The sequence below is a fragment of the Ruegeria sp. AI2 genome, assembly GCF_056541275.1.
The window spans coordinates 517,355-533,442 of sequence record NZ_JBQFYB010000001.1; the positions used below are offsets into that span (position 1 = coordinate 517,355).

The window sequence follows — 16,088 nt, forward strand, 5'->3', positions numbered from 1 at the left end:
ACCAGCGTGTTTTTGCCTCTTCACATCGCGCGCGCCAACGTCTATACGCCGCTCTACCAAGTCACTGGCAGTGCGGTCGTGGCGGAATTGGTAGACGCGCAGCGTTGAGGTCGCTGTGGGGTAACTCCCGTGGAAGTTCGAGTCTTCTCGACCGCACCAAATCTTTTCGCATCCTGTGAAGCGCGATCAGCTTTCGCGAAGCTGACTTTGCCGTTCTAGTCTGTTCTCTTGCATTGCAAATCCGTGGCCCGTAACTAAGCCAGGTGTCGGGAAGCGCGCCATACCTCTGCAATGATGCGATTTTTCCCTTCGTCCTGAATTTGCGGGCCGTAATTGCGGGTAGGTGCGATGAGACTTGTCATATCAACGATGAAAGACGAGGGGCCGTTCATCCTTGAATGGATCGCCTATTACCTTTCGATCGGGTTCACACATTTCATCGTTAACTCGAATGACTGTTCTGACGGCACCGACGCGATCCTGAAAAGATGCGAGGAGCTGGGTTTTCTGGCGCATATCGATAACCCCGGTCCCTGGAAGCATGGGCCGCAGGCGTCGGCCTATGCGAACGCTATGGAACATCCCTGGTACGCTGAAGCCGAGTGGATTCTGGTTTGTGATGTGGATGAGTTCTTAGACATCCGTGTTGGGGACGGGACGTTGGACGATCTGTTTCGCACCTTTCCACATGCAGATGGCTTTGCCGCGATATGGCAGATGTTCGGGCACAATGGGATTGTCGAGTTTGAAGACAAGTTTGTAATCGAACAATTCACATATGCATCAGAGTTGGGGGTGGTCACGCCGCAGAATGTGCGTGCCTTCAAATCGCTTGTCAGAAACAATGGGTCTTATCGGGCAATCAACACACATCGTCCGCGTGGCCCAGTCGTTGGCAAGGCCGAAAGCTTTGCATGGATTGATGGTGACGGAGATCCCTTGCCACCTGCAATGCGACGAAACGGTTGGTCCCATTCCACTACTGGCGCGGCCTTTGGGCAGCAGTTTTTCAGGATGAACCACTATGCCGTCCGGTCCATTGAGAGTTATCTGATGAAGCGGTTGCGGGGGGATGTAAACACAACTGCGTTTCATCCCAAGATGGAGGCAACGGGACAAGCCTATTGGCACATGCATTGCTTCAACAAAGTTGAAGAATTATCGATCCTTTCCAAATTGGACCGCCTTGTAAAATCGTATGATGAACTACGTGCGGATGGTGTTCTGGGAGACTTGCACGAAAAAGCTGCTGCTTATCACATGCGCCGTATCTCGGGGATACGTGAAACAGAGGCCGCGCAGGGATTCATAACTCGGTACAAGAATTTTGCCGGGGGGCGATATATAAAGGCGCTGGATCTGGGCGTGATGGAAGAAGGCGATCTTTCCTTTGATGCGGAGACCTACAAAGACCCTGAAGTTTCTTTCGCGCAAGTTGCGAAATGGACGCGTTTGGGCAAGATGTCCAAACCTGAAAACTCACGACCCAATAACTACCCCTGGTTTACCCGGCTGGATTCTCTGGGAACGGCCATGGAGTACGAAGAAGCGGCGGCGCAGCATGCATTAATCACTGATGCAAAACAGGTGGACTTGCCGTTCGATCCGAAGGACCCATCTTTCCTGCCGCAAGTGTCTCCGGAGGTTGAAAGAACGAAAGAGCAGCGACAGCGGTTCTTGCGGTCAATTAGTGGCAAGAAGAACTGGGTTTTGATCGGGCATGTTGAAACCGAAATCGTAGAAGAAATACTCGCCTTGGATGCAGTCGCGCAATTGACGATCATCGGGCCATGGGGGCTGTCGTGGGATACGTTCGCCTGCAAGGATACAACGCAAGATGGTAATCTACAGGCCCTGGATCGCACGTTCTATGCATTGCTGGAGTACTTCCGCGAACCGATCATTGCGGGGCGGCTGAGGGTCTACCGAGCGCTGCCGCCTTTGATGCTGAAGTTGTTTCAGGATCAAAGTGTGGGCGTCGTAATCATACGCGGCGTTCGCGCCGAGCGTGTCATGTTACAATTGTTGAACCGGATCGACAGGGTTCTGGCTCCGGGCGGAAGTATCGCCTTTACATCCTACAGGCGGGGCAAAGGGTCTTATTCCGGCATGTCTTCGGCTATTAACCGTTTTCTCGCGAGCAAAGCGAGTGACTATCGGATTACAAGCCTCGAGCCTCCGTGGCTTGGTATCGACAAGTTGCCACCACTTTCCAAATACGACACATAGCTTCTGGTTCTTGAAGCAACGACATGTTAGCCATTGCCCAATAAACAAAACGGGTTTCGTGTGAATTCAATACCCGTCTGCAAGTGAGGTCGAGATGTCAAACGAACCCAGAGTGATCGGTGCTGTTCCCGGCAGCCAGAATAAACCGAACGCAGACAAGGCAACCAAGCGCAAGAATACTAAAGACGCGATCCGTCGTACGTTCCTGACGCGCCTTCCCAAGGGCGGGGTGGCTGTTGAGATCGGCGTCTGGCAGGGCGAGTTTTCTCCGACAATCCTGAAATTGCTTGAACCCAGTCAGTTGTTTCTGATCGATCCCTGGAAACATATTGGCGAGGAATCGCATACAACGGCGTTTGTCGGCCGGACCGAAGACGAAAAGATGGAAGCCATCTTCCAGAAGGTCGTCGCGTCCTTCGAAAAAGAGATCGAGGAAGGCAAGGTTGGCATCATTCGCGATTTCTCGGTGCCGGCATTAAAGCTCTTTGACGATGAGAGCATCTCTTTTGCCTATGTCGACGGTGACCATTCTTACGAAGGAGTAACTGCGGACCTGGAGGCGTTGTTTCCCAAGATCAAATCGGGTGGGATCATGGCGTTCGATGATTACCACCGTCGCGGCTGGTGGGGTGATGGCGTGATCCGGGCCGTCAACGAGTTTCTGGGCAAACACCCCCGTGAATTGCGTATCCGGGCAATTGCTGGTGCGCAGATCGCTATAGAAAAAATCACCCCGCAAGACGACAGCAAGAAACAGGGCGACTAAGCGTCTGGGGTGAATGGCAGCGATGAACAAGCCTGAAAAAATCCTCATCTCTGCGATGAAAAATGAGGGCCCGTATATTCTGGAATGGGTGGCTCATCATAAAGTTTTGGGTTTCGACAGGATCATTGTTTACACCAACGATTGCACGGACGGTACGAACAGAATTTTGCGCCGCCTTGAGGCCCTGGGGCATGTTGAATTTCACAGGAACCGCGTGGGAACGGGCGGGATTCACAGATCAGCACTGAGGCAGGCCCGCCGTTTGCCCGTCGTGAAAGAAGCCAAGTGGGTCTATGTCTGCGATGCGGATGAGTTTCTGAATATTCATGTCGGAAACCATAAGGTGGACGACCTGATTGAGGCCACACCGGGCGTGGATGTCATTTCGATTCCCTGGAAGATATTCTCGAACAGCGGTCGCCATGTGTTGCGCGACGCGCCAGTGACGCAGCAGTTTTTTGATGGTGAGTTAGAGTATGAGCAGGGCGGGGCGGGGCGCCGGTTCGTCAAATCGCTTTTCCGACAGGGCGAAGTCTATCTCCGCTATGGTATGCACAACCCGCATCCCAAATCCGAATTTGAGGCAGGTGTGTTCCGGTCTGTTCCCGGGGGGCACGCGAAAGAACCCGCACCTTTTGGGAATCATGTTGCACCGCCTTTTGGATTTGAGATTGCACAGATCAATCACTATGCGGTCCGCTCCACACAAGCCTATCTAGCCAAGCGCAGCCGTGGGCGAGCTAATCACTCGTCCCAGACGTTGGGAACGGAATACTGGGACCGTTGGAACAGGGGTGGCGCGGCGGATGAGACGATCCTCAGGTACAAGGACGAAGTTGACGCATTGATGGCGGAGTTTCAGTCCGACGAACGGCTTGCACGGCTGCACCGAAAAGCATTCCTGTGGCATAAGGCGTTGATCGAAGATCTTCTCAAACAGCCAGAGTACAACGCGCTTTACCAGACGCTTGTTAATAAGCCGGCTGTTGAATTTGTTGCAAAAGACCGCGGATTGCACGCACGTCTTTCGGCTGACAAGCAACCGTCTTCCAGCGAAAAACAGCCTGAATCCTGACAAACTCGCCCTCGGAGAAACTGCATATGGCTGCGGAAAATACTCTTCCTACAATCGGAATGCTCTGGTTGGAAGGTCCTCTCAGTTTTCTGGAACAGATGTGCCTTTTGTCGTTTGTCGCGAACGGGCACAGGGTCGTGCTGTTCCACTACGACGAAGTCGAGAATGTACCCGAAGGTATCGAACTGGTTTCCGCGAACGAGATTCACGAACCGCAGCGGTTCATCATGAACAACCAGTTCAAAACACCGGTTCCGCAATCTGATATTTTCAGGCTGCAGTTGATGCAAAAAACCGATTTTCTCTGGTGCGATACGGATGTGATTTCTTTGAAACCGATCCCGAAAGCGGATCATATTTTCGGTTTCTTCAATCGCAATACGATCTGCAATGCGATCATGCGGTTGCCGTCAGACAGCCCCGCATTGAAAGCGTATACGGAATACAGTCTTGATCCATTCCCGATCCGACCATGGGTAGAAGGTGAGGAACGCGAGAAGCTGGAACGCCAGAAAAAGGCCGGTGAGTTGCCTCATGCCTCGGATCAGGCACACAGTGTTTACGGACCCGGTGTCATGACGTGGTTTCTGCGACATCATGGCGAGATTGAACACGCTAGCCCACCCCCGGTGTTTTATCCTTTGCCGTTTCGGCAAACGGGGCAGGCGAACGACATTCCAGCGCGGGAGTTTCGCAAAAAGTACCTTACGGATCAGACGCAGGCCGTCCATCTTTGGGGCCGTCGGATGCGTTGGTGGATTGCCAAGGGTGTAAAACGTCATTCATTTCTGGATCGAAGGCTGCGCGGTTTGGGGATCAGTCCTGCCAATGCACCTTTGCCACGCAGAGGGCGGGGCGCGCCGCAGAAAATTGAGTTTCCCGACTCGCTTCCGGACTTGCGGATCAGCAAAGAGGAAATCAGTGAGGCCACCAACGGCGTGATGTCCGTAGCTCAGGTCGCAAATTCTGAGCAGTTCTTCAAATTGGCCCAGGTTGAATTGGATAAGATAAAAGACAAAGGGCTTTATGGGGTGAATGACAAACCCCAATCGGGTCATCAGCGAGGTTGGGATCACTATGCCAATGACGCATTGCGGTTGAATGCCATGTCTATGTCGTTGTCGAGGTTTGCCAACAATCAGCGCTATTTGCCTGATTTGAGCAACCCAAAGACTGTGACTGAGAAGATGCTGGTCATGAAGCTGTTTGCCGAGATGCCCGAAGTGTCGGCGGCGGATAAGTTGACGGCGGAAAGTTATATCCCAGAACCAGCCAGGAACCTTGTTACACCGGTGAAGCGCTATTGGGTTTCATCGTCACCTGAGTTGCCGGAAGACCTCGATCTCGAGCCCGGCAGCTATTGGCTCAAATGCAATAACGGGCAGGGGCAAAACCATAGGATCACTTGGCCCATGAACACAGAAGACCGCAACCTGGCCAAGGAAAAGCTTACCAACTGGAGCAATAAACCCATTCCCCACGGCTTCTGGGCGGCAGAATGGTGGTATTCCACGATCGAAACGCGCTATTTCCTCGAGGAAGATTTGGCGGTTGAAGGTCAGGACATCATCGACTGGAAATTCTGGGTTGTCGCCGGAAAGGTCCAGATTGTTCAGGTCGACCGGGACCGCTCTCGGGGGCATGTGCAGATGATCCACGACCGGGATTTCAACTTTATCCCGAAAGAGCTGTACTTCCAGACAAGCGATGACACCGAGCCCAAGCCAGAGGTCTTTGACGATATGGTCGCAATAGCCGAAGCGGTTGGGCAACGTGTCGAGTTTGCGCGGGTGGACCTTTATGTAATTGGCGACAAGATATATCTTGGCGAAATCACGCTCTGCCCGTTTGGCGGAAAACGCAAGATGCGTACGCCCGAACTGGATGTACAGATGGGTGAGGCCTGGGTTGGCACCCGTCTGTTCCCGAAATGATCAGGTTACTCGACGGCGATTTCCTGACGCAGCTTTCCTGTTGTCTTGTCAAAGATCAGGACGCGGTTGTCGTCGGTCACGACCGCATACCAGTTGGACCCGATGGTCAGGGCCTGTGCCCGGGCACCGTCGGGCAGGTTGATCTGATCTGGCAAGGCGGGTGTGCGGTCCGATAGGCGGATGACAATCAGGGCGAATGTCACTAGAACCCCGCCAATCATCACCGCGGTCAGCAGCATGACCATCCGCCGCAGCAATCGCAGCTGCGGGGTTTCCTGCGGTTCTTGGGGTTCGGAAGGGACAGTCATGGGCACCCGCCAGATTGAGTTTCAGATCGCGGCTGATCCGCCGCCTCGCCTTGATAAGGCGCTTTCCCGCGATGTGCCAGACGGTGAAAACCTGTCGCGCACGCGGCTGGCGCGCCTGATCGAGGACGGCGCGGTATGGATTGACGGAACCCGGACGCAGGACCCAAAGGCCAAGGTGTCCGAAGGGGCGCAGGTCGCCATAACTGTGGCCGAGGCGGAAGACAGCCACATCGGTGCTGAAGACATCCCGCTTGAGGTTGTTTTCGAAGACGCAGACGTGATCGTCGTTAACAAGCCAGCAGGTATGGTGGTGCACCCCGCGCCGGGCTCGCCCGGGGGCACGCTGGTCAACGCCTTGTTACACCATTGCGGTGACGCTTTGTCAGGTGTTGGGGGGGTGAAACGCCCAGGTATCGTTCACCGGATCGATAAGGAAACCAGCGGTCTTCTGGTGGTCGCCAAATCAGACGCCGCACATCACGGGCTGGCCGAGCAATTCGCAGCACATAGTGTCGAACGCTATTACCGCGCTGTGTGTTACGGGGTTCCGGATGCAAGTGATCCCCGTTTGCGCGGCGTCAAAGGTGTCAGTTTTGAACCGGGAAACATCATGCGTGTGACCACCCAGCTTGCGCGGCACAAGACCGACCGTCAAAGGCAGGCAGTGTTGTTTCATGGCGGGCGCCACGCGGTGACACGCGCGCGGGTTGTTGAGACATTTGGCACGCCTGCTGGCCTGGCTTTGATCGAATGCTGGCTCGAGACCGGGCGAACGCACCAGATCCGCGTTCATATGGCCCATGCCGGGCATGGGCTTGTCGGGGATCCGGTCTATGGTGGAAGGCGGAAACTGGCGACCAAGGCGTTTGCGCCTGCCGCTGCCGAATGCGTGTCCGGCTTTCCCCGGCAGGCGCTTCACGCCGCCGTATTGGGGTTCGAGCACCCGGTGACCGGCGAAAACCTGCGGTTTGAAGCCGAACTGCCGCAAGATATGGAGAACCTGATTGCCGCGCTTCGTGCACCGCTGACATAATAAGCAAAGTCCTGTGAGTAAGAGTTTCTTATCTTTCCTTCATGAAAGATTAATTTCAGACTGTTAGCAGCACCTCTTGAACAGGATGGGTTCCTTACCCATATCCCATGTTAAAGACTTAAACATTTGTCGGAGGGACATCATAATGGCAAATTACGCAAATCTCCCCGCGCCGACGCCCGAGGGCGGCCTGAACCGCTATATGCAGGAGATTCGCAAATTTCCCCTGCTTGAGCCAGAAGAAGAATACATGCTGGCCAAGCGCTGGGTCGAAGAGCAGGACACAGAAGCCGCGCATAAGATGGTGACATCGCACCTGCGGCTGGCGGCCAAGATTGCCATGGGGTATCGCGGCTACGGTCTGCCGCAAGCCGAAGTGATTTCCGAAGCCAATGTGGGCCTGATGCAGGCGGTCAAACGTTTTGACCCTGAAAAGGGTTTCCGTCTGGCCACCTATGCCATGTGGTGGATTCGCGCCTCGATTCAGGAATATATTCTGCGGTCATGGTCGCTGGTGAAACTGGGCACAACTTCGGCGCAGAAAAAGCTGTTCTTTAACCTGCGTAAAGCCAAGGCACGTATCGGCGCACTGGAAGAGGGCGACTTGCGCCCCGAAAACGTCGCGCAGATTGCCAATGATCTTGGCGTGACCGAAGAGGAAGTGATTAGCATGAACCGCCGTATGTCCGGCGGGGACGCGTCTCTGAACGCCACGGTCGGGTCCGAAGGCGAAGGCACGATGCAATGGCAGGACTGGCTTGAGGATGAAGACGCCGACCAGGCCGGAGATTATGAGGCGCGCGATGAACTGGAAGCGCGTCGCGAGTTGCTTGCTGCGGCGCTGGACGTGTTGAACGACCGTGAAAAGGACATCCTGACTCAGCGCCGCTTGCTGGATCAACCGGTTACGTTGGAGGACCTCAGCGCCCAATACAATGTCAGCCGCGAGCGGATCCGTCAGATCGAAGTTCGCGCGTTCGAGAAGCTGCAAAAGAAAATGCGGGATCTGGCACGTGAAAAAGGGATGCTGGGTGTCAGCTGACCACAATACCAGCCTGCAATAGCTGCGGGCTGGTATTTCATCTGTGCGAAGAAACCTCCTCTTCGCGCACATGCCCGGCGCATCCTGACAAATCATTTCCTGCTGAACGCGTATGACCGCTATCCAGACTGTGAAGCCAAAAGAATGGCCGCAGGGCCAAAGCTATGGTACTGCAAGGACGCGTTTCATTTCGATGACGGTGTGACAGGTCGATCCTGCGGACCTCGCAGGGGCACGAACCCTTTGGGGTTCAAACATCTATGGAGAGCGTTATGCAAAAACCGGTTCAGTTTGGCGTGTTAGGTGCCGCGAAATTCGCGCGTGAATACATGGCACCGGCGATACATGCCGCCAACGGGGCGCGACTGGCTGCACTGGCGACGTCAGATGCTGCAAAGGCTGAACCTTTTTTGTCGTTCTGTCCCGATCTGAACGTGTTCGAAAGCTATGATGCGCTGTTGGCGGACCCTGGTATTGATGCGGTCTACATACCACTGCCCAACCATCTTCATGTGGAATGGAGCTTGAAAGCGCTGGATGCCGGCAAGCATGTGCTGTGCGAAAAGCCGATGACTATGAAGGTGGGTGAGTTTGACGCATTGATCCAAAAGCGCGACGAAAGCGGCTTGCTTGCCGCCGAGGCGTATATGATCGTGCATCACCCCCAGTGGCAACTGGCACGTAAACTGATTGCGGATGGTGCAATCGGCAATCTGGTGCACGTAACCGGAGCGTTCAGTTTCGACAATCGGGCAGATACCCAGAATATTCGTAACCGCGCTGAAACGGGCGGCGGCGGATTGCGAGACATCGGTGTTTACGTAATTGGCGGAGCCCGGTTTGCAACGGGGCAGGAACCGGTGGCGATACAGTCAGCCATCTGTTGGCAGGATGATATCGACATCTTCACCGAAATTCGCGCGCAGTTCCCCGGTTTTACCTACTCAAGCTACGTGTCCATTCGGATGCATCCCCATCAGGAAATGGTGTTTCACGGGGAAAATGGCCTGATCCGCCTGACTACACCGTTTAATGCGCGAGTGTTTGGTGAAGCCCGGGTCGAGTTGCATCGTCCGGGGCTTGAGGTGCTGGTCACCCGGTTCCCCGGCGCAGACCATTACAAGCTTCAGGTCGAGGCCTTTTGCCGCTCGGTCAGGGAAGGGGCAGAATATCCCTGTCCGCTGGAATTCTCTCAGGGGACGCAAGAGGTGATTGACCGCGTGTTCGAGGGCGCAGTTTCGCTGTAACTTGCCCTTTGCGCGCGGGCTCGGCTATCCTTTTGCTTACGTTTAGCAGGAGATGACCCATGGCCGGAGGCTGGGCGCGCGACGGCGCAGTAAGCGAACAGATCGAAGCGTCGATTTCGGATGAACTGGCGCGGATGCAGGCGCAAAAGCGGCCTGTTGGTGAAAGCCTGACCCATTGCGCCGAATGCGAAGAGCCGATCCCTGAAAAACGCCGCGTTGCTTTGCCGGGCGTGAAGCTGTGCCTTGAGTGCCAGCAGGAACGGGACGGCGCGTTCAAGGCACGTGGCGGCGTCAATCGGCGGGGGTCGAAGGACAGCCAGTTGAAGTGATCTCAGGTGCGGCTGCTTTGAGCCCAAAGCGGACTGAAATGTGCTCGCCAAAAATGAAGTGCGGCGATAGACATTCTCTTGAGCGGTCTAACCCATCACTAAATGCATTCACCGCCATCGATAACCAAGGCTTGCCCCGTCATAAAAGCGGATTCATCTGAAGCTAAATAGACGATCCCATGGCCAATCTCTTCAACTGTCGCCCACCGACTCATAGGGATCGCCTGCTCGACGTAGCTTTCCAGTTTGGCACGGCCACCCATCTGCTTTTCGAAGCCTGCATTGAAGGGGGTGTCTACAAATCCTGGACAAAGGGCATTGAAACGAATTGCATGGACAGCGTAGTCGGCTGCCATCTGCCGGACCATCGCAACAGCTGCGTGCTTTGTAGTCGCATAGGCGATCATCCCCCGGTCGTATTGAACCCCAGAATTGGAGGCCGTGACGATCACGCTGCCTCCACCTTGTGATTTCATATGGGGGACGGCTGCGCGTGCGGCAATGAAGTGAGCGCGGACATTCAATGCCCAAGAAGCATCCATTCCATCTGGTTCCACTTCTTCCAGCGTTCCTTCGATCTGCAACCCAGCATGAGAGTGCAACACGTCAAGCCGACCGAAGTTTTTTACTGCTTCGTCTATGGCTTTGGTAAGGGCATCGTCATCAGTCACGTCAAGCTGTAGGGCAGATGCTTGATTCCCCTGCGCAACGATCGCGGCCACAGTGGCTTCAGCAAGTGTTGCATCGCGATCCGTTACCACAACATGCGCACCCTCTTGTGCCATTGCCATTGAACCCGCCCGACCAATTCCTGATCCCGCGCCCGTCACGAGCGCGACTTTACCTGCAAGCCGCATTTCACTTGGCTCCTTTATTTAACTATTCGATTTTGAGGCGCCTCGGCGCAAAAGCAGTTGCGCTGCAACGAGCAACAAGAGCGACGCGCCCATAACCATAGTGCCGATGGCATTGATCTCGGGTGTTACGCCGCGTCGGATGGATGAGAATATGTAGATAGGCAGGGTTGTTTCTGAGCCAGCCACGAAGAACGCTATGATAAAATCATCAAATGAGAAAGTGAAGCTGAGCAGGAAGCCCGCCAAAATTGCCGGTGCTATCAACGGCAGGGTCACCTGCCGAAAGGTGCCCCAGGGCGTCGCAAAGAGGTCAGCTGAAGCTTCCATGAGGGCACGGTCCATACCCGATAGCCTTGCACGTACGATGATTATGACCAGCGCCATTGTGAACATGGTGTGTGCGGCGACAAGCGTGGGCATCCCCATGGAAAGTTGTGGGGGATTTGCTCCATCGGGCCATAGGCTCGCAAGAAGCGGGTTTAGCCAGCCGAATACGGTGACCAGGGCAATGAGTGTCGCGATACCGATGACGATACCTGGTATCATTATCGCAATATAAATCATCGCATCGAACAAAGTTCGGAGCCATCCCTTAACCCCTTGTAAAGCGATGGCGGCCATGGTTCCGAGTGTGGATGCGAGGCAAGCAGTTATGAATGCCGCAAGCAGACTGGTCTCGAGCGCGTCCATAACAAATGGGTTGTTGAGCGCTTTGCCATACCATTGGGTCGAGAACCCCATGAACTGGCTTGCGTGTCGTCCGGCATTGAAGCTGAAAAGCGCGATGACGCCAATTGGAATATAGAGAAAAAGGTAGACGCAAATCGCGTAAAAACGCATCGGACCCTCACATCAGCGAGACATCTTCGCGCTGGCCACCCAGGCGCGAGATGAATTTCATGTAAATTGAGACAGTGACAAGCATTACGACAACCAGCGTCATTGCGACCGCCGAACCGTACGCCCAGTTTCGAGACTGCAAGAACAGGTCCACCAGCGCATTTCCGACGAAAAACACTTTTCCGCCACCTAAGATCGCTGGGATCAGAAATTCGCCCATGAGTAGGATGAAGACCAGCATGCAGCCAGTTGCGATACCTGGTACCGACAGAGGAAGTGTTACCTGACGGAACGTACGCCACGGAGTAGAGCCGAGATCCGCTGAGGCTTCCAGAAGGCGTTTATCCAGTTTGTCCAAGCTTACAAAAATTGGGAAAACCATCAAAGGTAGATACCCATAGACAATCCCCACAAGCACAGCGAACGGCGTATTTATCAGGCGGACATCATCGATGCCGATCGACTCCAGTAAAGCGGGCAAGCCACGCCCCCCAAGGATGAAAATCCATGCGTATGACCGGATCAGGATCGATGTCCAGAACGGCACGATCACCAGGATCAACAGCGAAGTTTTCCACTTTGGTGAACAACGCACCGCAAGAAAGTAGGCGAGCGGGTAGGCAATTACCAACGCAGCGATAGTCCCCAGAGGTGCAAGGATCAAGGTGTTCTTAAACGCCGTCCATCGCGCAGGAAGGTTGGCATATTGTTCCAAAGTGAACGCTGGAACATAGCCTCCGGCGGCACCCCGTTCGCCAAAGGAAAAGACGAAGACGACCAGTAGTGGAAGGGCAAGCATTACCAAAAGCCATATTCCTGCCGGTGCCAGCAACAGTGCTTTTCTGCCTCGTTTGGTCATATTGTCCTCGTCTTTTCCGATATTGCGGCCTTGCCGCTTAGGCCGACTTGAAGCGGGCGAGCAACTCGGCACGGTTTGGATCGGTTAGCGTAGCCGCCGCGCCAAACTCGAGCGCATTCAAAAGGTCAGCTGCCGGATAAAGGATCGGATCTTCCAGCAATTCCTTTGGCAGCAACGCATTGGTGCGAGCATCAGCCGATGGATAGCCATGAGCGAGGACTTCTTTCGCATTAACTTCCGGGTTCAGCAGGAAGTCGATCAAGGCATAAGCGGCATCCATATGGGGTGCGCCCTTAGGAATAGCGTAGTAGTCGGACCAGAGTTCACCGCCCTCGGCTCCCAGAACGTAGGCGATTTCAGGCATGTCCACATTCATCTGCTTGCCGTCACCTGTCCAGCACATCGTCATCCACGCGTCACCGTTACGCATCGGTGGCTGATAATCCGACGAGATTGCAAACAGATGCGGTTTAGCATCCAGCAACAATTTCTCGGCATCCGCCAGTTCCTTCTCATCGACCGAATTGAAGGAGTAGCCGAAGTATTTCAGGGCATTACCGATGGTGGTGAGTTGATAATCATGCACCATTGTCCGACCTGAGTAACCTTCCATAGTAAGGTCCCAGAACTCTTTCCATGTGGTTGGAGTCGGAGCGCCGTCAAGCTTACTAGTATTCACTGCAAAGCCGGTCGTGCCCCAGTTTTTCGGCACCGCGTAAAGCTGGCCATCGACAGAGCCGGCATCTGAAAAGCGCTGTTCGAATGAACCTGCGTCGTAGTTTGGCAGTTTGGACGTATCGAGCGGGATGATCAGATCTTCGCCCACATACGTAGTGATCGTGTAATTGGTTGGAACGAACACGTCCCAGCCAGACCCTCCGGCTTGCAGTTTTGCCAACATCTCTTCGTTCGAGCCAAAAACATTGACCTGAACGTGGGCGCCAGTGGCTTCCGTGAAGGCTTCGAAGTTCATCTCGTCATGGTAGTTCGGCCACGTGGCGAGGATCACTCGGTCGCCAATGTCTCCGGCAGCAAATGCCGGGCGTGGACGCAACCCAGGCATAGCCGTGCCCAGAACGGCCGTCGCCATCCCAAGACCTGTCACGCCCAAAAAATGTCGCCGTGTGACCGAACCCTTTTGGTACCGGCGAAGCTCTTCCATGAACTTTTGCTTGGAAATAGTCCCATTATCCTTGGTCATTGTGAACCTCTCTGTTGTTGGACTGCGGGATTTGTTAATTTTCCAGGATCAGCAGTGCGCCTTCGCCCCATGAAACAAAGGCCTGTTCTCCTGCATTGAACGTCCCCTCGTTCAATTCCGCTTGCCTTGGCACAAGTACGTGGAAATCACCCAGTGCTTCGTTGCGCGCAAGGTATTCTGTGTGCTCCCCAAGGAAGATCCGATTTTGAATGGTAACTGGCAGAGCAATTTCAGCTGCGGGCAGCGCGCGGGTCAGCGCTATCTGTTCAGGACGGATGCTGACGCACACTTCCTGCCCTGCATCTATTGGAATCTCCGGAGTTCCGTGCACCTTTTGGCCACTCGCTAAACGCACAGTGATTTGGTCGGCTACTGCGTCAGTTACAGTTGCATCAAAGAAATTCGAGGTGCCTACAAATCCAGCCACGTAACGGCTGCGGGGCATGTCATAGAGTTCGCGTGGGCTGCCTACTTGCACAATACTGCCGCCTTCCATCACACAAATTCGGTCGGACATTGAAAGCGCTTCTTCTTGGTCGTGCGTGACGAGGACAAAAGTTATTCCCAGTTGTCGTTGCAGGTTCTGCAGTTCAAACTGCATTTCTTTTCGAAGCTTTCGATCCAGAGCAGCCATTGGTTCATCGAGCAGCAAAAGCTTGGGCTCGTTTACGATCGCACGCGCCAAAGCGACGCGTTGCTGCTGACCACCAGACATCTCCCAGATGCGACGTGGGCCAAACCCACCCAGACGGACAGTTTCCAGCGCCTGCTTAACCTTTGTCGCGATTGTTTGTTTGTCTACGCGTGGTCGTTGTTGGCGCAGGCCGTACGCGATGTTGTCGAACACGCTCAGGTGAGGAAAAAGAGCGTAGTGCTGAAACACCATGTTGACTGGGCGATGGTGCGCATCCAAGTCGTTGACGACTTCGCCATCGAGCAACACCTGACCTTCGGTTGGTTTCTCGAAACCCGCCAGCATCCTAAGTGCAGTGGTTTTGCCGCAACCAGATGGGCCTAAGAACGACAGGAACTCTCCTTTCCCAATGGAAAGATTCAGGTCTTTGGCAGCGACCACATTCCCGAAGGTCTTAGTCACTCCGCGGAGTTCCGCAATCGTCTGCATGGTGACGCTCATGTCAAAGCTCATATACTGCCTTTTTCCTTTTGCTTGATTTTTTGGCATTTATTGGCATACCACTCAAACAGGGAAAAAGTAACAATAACTCCGATTAGCTGTATATACCACAATTGGGGTATAGAGCTGCTTTTCGAAAATCTGGAGCAGCGTGTGTACGATTGGATGGAAGAGGCCGGCAGGGTCGTGGAGAAGATCGGAACCCCAGAATTTCCATGTACTTTGGCAGATGGCTTGCGGCAGGTCGCACCATTCGATTTTACAGTGGTGTTTGGCCATGTCGGAACCGAAGCACCTATAGACCTTCACGACGATTTTCCCAAAAGCAAACGGCGTATTTTTGTTGAGGATTACCAAGCAGGGCCCTACGTACTCGATCCATTTTTTTTGGCCGCGACAAAACCGATAACACCGGGTCTGTACCGCATGCGCGATATCGCACCGGACAGGTTCTATCAGGGCGAATACTATCGCAGCTATTACAAAAGGACTGGGTTAGCAGAGGAGATTGGCTACTTTATCGATATCCCAAGCACTGGGATGGTTGTGGTCTCGCTCATGCGATCAGTGAAGCCTTTTTCAGCCAAGGAAATTCGTCATTTGCACGCTCTATGGCCGCTCGTTCGGGCAGCCTGTTGCAAACATTGGAGTGACTTTCCAACGATGACCCGCGGCGCCGCAGCGAATGGCGTTAGTCGTCGCGTCGATCTTGCTTTCCAGGCATTTGGCGATGGCGTTCTGACGCCAAGAGAAAGAGAAGTCGTTGAGTTCACGTTGAAGGGCCATTCGGCAGAAGCTGTCGGCACAATTCTCGGCATCTCTCCAGGCACAGTCCGCATCCACAGACGCAACATTTACGCGAAACTTAGGATCAATTCGCAGGGTGAGCTTTTTTCAAAGTTCATTGAAAAGGCACTTTAAAAGGTTCCTTGAACACCCACTTTGTCCGTATTGCCGACCTTGCTACCGTGTGATCCGGAACGCCCCAACCATTGGGACGACACCGTCTGATAGCCAAGGAAGCCAACGGGAGAGGGTCGGGACGCCCGGGACCCATGTCGGGACTCTATTAATACCCGAAAACGCTTTCGGAAGTGAAGACAAGTATCCTTCCCACTCTACACAACTGTGTATTGTAAACCCAAGGATGGCCGATTTGTTTGGAGAACCATAGACCGCTTTGTCCGCTCACCGCCAATTCACGCGCGACTAGGTGAACGGCTCCTATCTCGA

Annotated in this window: 15 protein-coding genes and 1 tRNA gene; 10 read left to right on the plus strand and 6 right to left on the minus strand. The window is 54.2% G+C overall.

Annotated elements, in window-relative coordinates; translation table 11 throughout:
• Window positions 1-72 precede the first annotated feature (72 nt).
• The 5 genes from ACR0LL_RS02580 (at window position 73) to ACR0LL_RS02600 (ending at window position 6,004) form a co-directional block, all read left to right on the plus strand.
• A tRNA-Leu gene (locus tag ACR0LL_RS02580) sits at window positions 73-159 on the plus strand.
• A gap of 189 nt (window positions 160-348) precedes the next feature.
• Window positions 349-2,229 carry a glycosyltransferase family 2 protein gene (locus ACR0LL_RS02585; RefSeq protein ID WP_480583673.1) on the plus strand — a complete coding sequence of 627 codons (1,881 nt, stop codon included), beginning with the start codon at window positions 349-351 and terminating at the stop codon, window positions 2,227-2,229.
• Window positions 2,230-2,323: 94 nt separating this feature from the next.
• On the plus strand, window positions 2,324-2,995 hold the full coding sequence (locus ACR0LL_RS02590) for a class I SAM-dependent methyltransferase (RefSeq protein WP_480583676.1): 672 nt from the start codon (window positions 2,324-2,326) through the stop codon (window positions 2,993-2,995).
• 55 nt (window positions 2,996-3,050) lie between these two features.
• Window positions 3,051-4,070 (plus strand): glycosyltransferase family 2 protein, encoded by a 1,020-nt coding sequence (locus ACR0LL_RS02595; protein WP_480505587.1) that lies wholly within the window; start codon window positions 3,051-3,053, stop codon window positions 4,068-4,070.
• 26 nt (window positions 4,071-4,096) lie between these two features.
• Window positions 4,097-6,004, plus strand: a complete 1,908-nt coding sequence (locus tag ACR0LL_RS02600; protein WP_480583678.1) for an ATP-grasp fold amidoligase family protein — start codon at window positions 4,097-4,099, stop codon at window positions 6,002-6,004.
• 5 nt (window positions 6,005-6,009) lie between these two features.
• Here ACR0LL_RS02600 and ACR0LL_RS02605 read toward each other — a convergent pair whose 3' ends face one another.
• Window positions 6,010-6,312: a DUF6476 family protein gene (locus tag ACR0LL_RS02605; protein WP_480565221.1), complete on the minus strand. Its 303-nt coding sequence runs from the start codon at window positions 6,310-6,312 to the stop codon at window positions 6,010-6,012.
• On the opposite strand from ACR0LL_RS02605, the gene ACR0LL_RS02610 reads away from it, so the two are divergent.
• The 4 genes from ACR0LL_RS02610 (at window position 6,311) to ACR0LL_RS02625 (ending at window position 9,963) form a co-directional block, all read left to right on the plus strand.
• Window positions 6,311-7,345 carry an RluA family pseudouridine synthase gene (locus ACR0LL_RS02610; RefSeq protein WP_480583681.1) on the plus strand — a complete coding sequence of 345 codons (1,035 nt, stop codon included), beginning with the start codon at window positions 6,311-6,313 and terminating at the stop codon, window positions 7,343-7,345. The two genes, ACR0LL_RS02605 and ACR0LL_RS02610, sit on opposite strands and share 2 nt — an antisense overlap.
• Before the next feature lie 145 nt (window positions 7,346-7,490).
• Window positions 7,491-8,387, plus strand: a complete 897-nt coding sequence (gene rpoH / locus ACR0LL_RS02615; RefSeq protein WP_267366971.1) for an RNA polymerase sigma factor RpoH — start codon at window positions 7,491-7,493, stop codon at window positions 8,385-8,387.
• Between the two features lie 272 nt (window positions 8,388-8,659).
• Entirely contained in the window at window positions 8,660-9,634 is a 975-nt protein-coding gene (locus tag ACR0LL_RS02620; RefSeq protein WP_480583684.1) for a Gfo/Idh/MocA family protein, read from the plus strand.
• Between the two features lie 59 nt (window positions 9,635-9,693).
• Window positions 9,694-9,963: a DksA/TraR family C4-type zinc finger protein gene (locus ACR0LL_RS02625; RefSeq protein ID WP_480583687.1), complete on the plus strand. Its 270-nt coding sequence runs from the start codon at window positions 9,694-9,696 to the stop codon at window positions 9,961-9,963.
• Between the two features lie 98 nt (window positions 9,964-10,061).
• On the opposite strand, the gene ACR0LL_RS02630 is transcribed toward ACR0LL_RS02625, so the two are convergent.
• Genes ACR0LL_RS02630 through ACR0LL_RS02650 form a run of 5 tightly spaced genes read right to left on the minus strand, consistent with a single transcriptional unit; the run spans window position 10,062 to window position 14,867 of the window.
• Complete coding sequence (locus ACR0LL_RS02630) at window positions 10,062-10,820, minus strand: SDR family oxidoreductase (RefSeq protein ID WP_170485295.1); 759 nt, start codon at window positions 10,818-10,820, stop codon at window positions 10,062-10,064.
• An 18-nt stretch (window positions 10,821-10,838) separates the two neighbouring features.
• Window positions 10,839-11,660, minus strand: a complete 822-nt coding sequence (locus tag ACR0LL_RS02635) for an ABC transporter permease (RefSeq protein ID WP_480583691.1) — start codon at window positions 11,658-11,660, stop codon at window positions 10,839-10,841.
• A gap of 7 nt (window positions 11,661-11,667) precedes the next feature.
• Window positions 11,668-12,519, minus strand: a complete 852-nt coding sequence (locus tag ACR0LL_RS02640; RefSeq protein WP_171236886.1) for an ABC transporter permease — start codon at window positions 12,517-12,519, stop codon at window positions 11,668-11,670.
• Between the two features lie 37 nt (window positions 12,520-12,556).
• Complete coding sequence (locus ACR0LL_RS02645) at window positions 12,557-13,720, minus strand: ABC transporter substrate-binding protein (protein WP_171176818.1); 1,164 nt, start codon at window positions 13,718-13,720, stop codon at window positions 12,557-12,559.
• A gap of 34 nt (window positions 13,721-13,754) precedes the next feature.
• Entirely contained in the window at window positions 13,755-14,867 is a 1,113-nt protein-coding gene (locus tag ACR0LL_RS02650; RefSeq protein WP_171237916.1) for an ABC transporter ATP-binding protein, read from the minus strand.
• Window positions 14,868-15,020: 153 nt separating this feature from the next.
• Between ACR0LL_RS02650 and ACR0LL_RS02655 the strand changes: the two genes are divergently transcribed.
• Window positions 15,021-15,776, plus strand: coding sequence for a helix-turn-helix transcriptional regulator (locus ACR0LL_RS02655; RefSeq protein ID WP_480583695.1), 756 nt, complete (start codon window positions 15,021-15,023; stop codon window positions 15,774-15,776).
• Window positions 15,777-16,088: the final 312 nt, after the last annotated feature.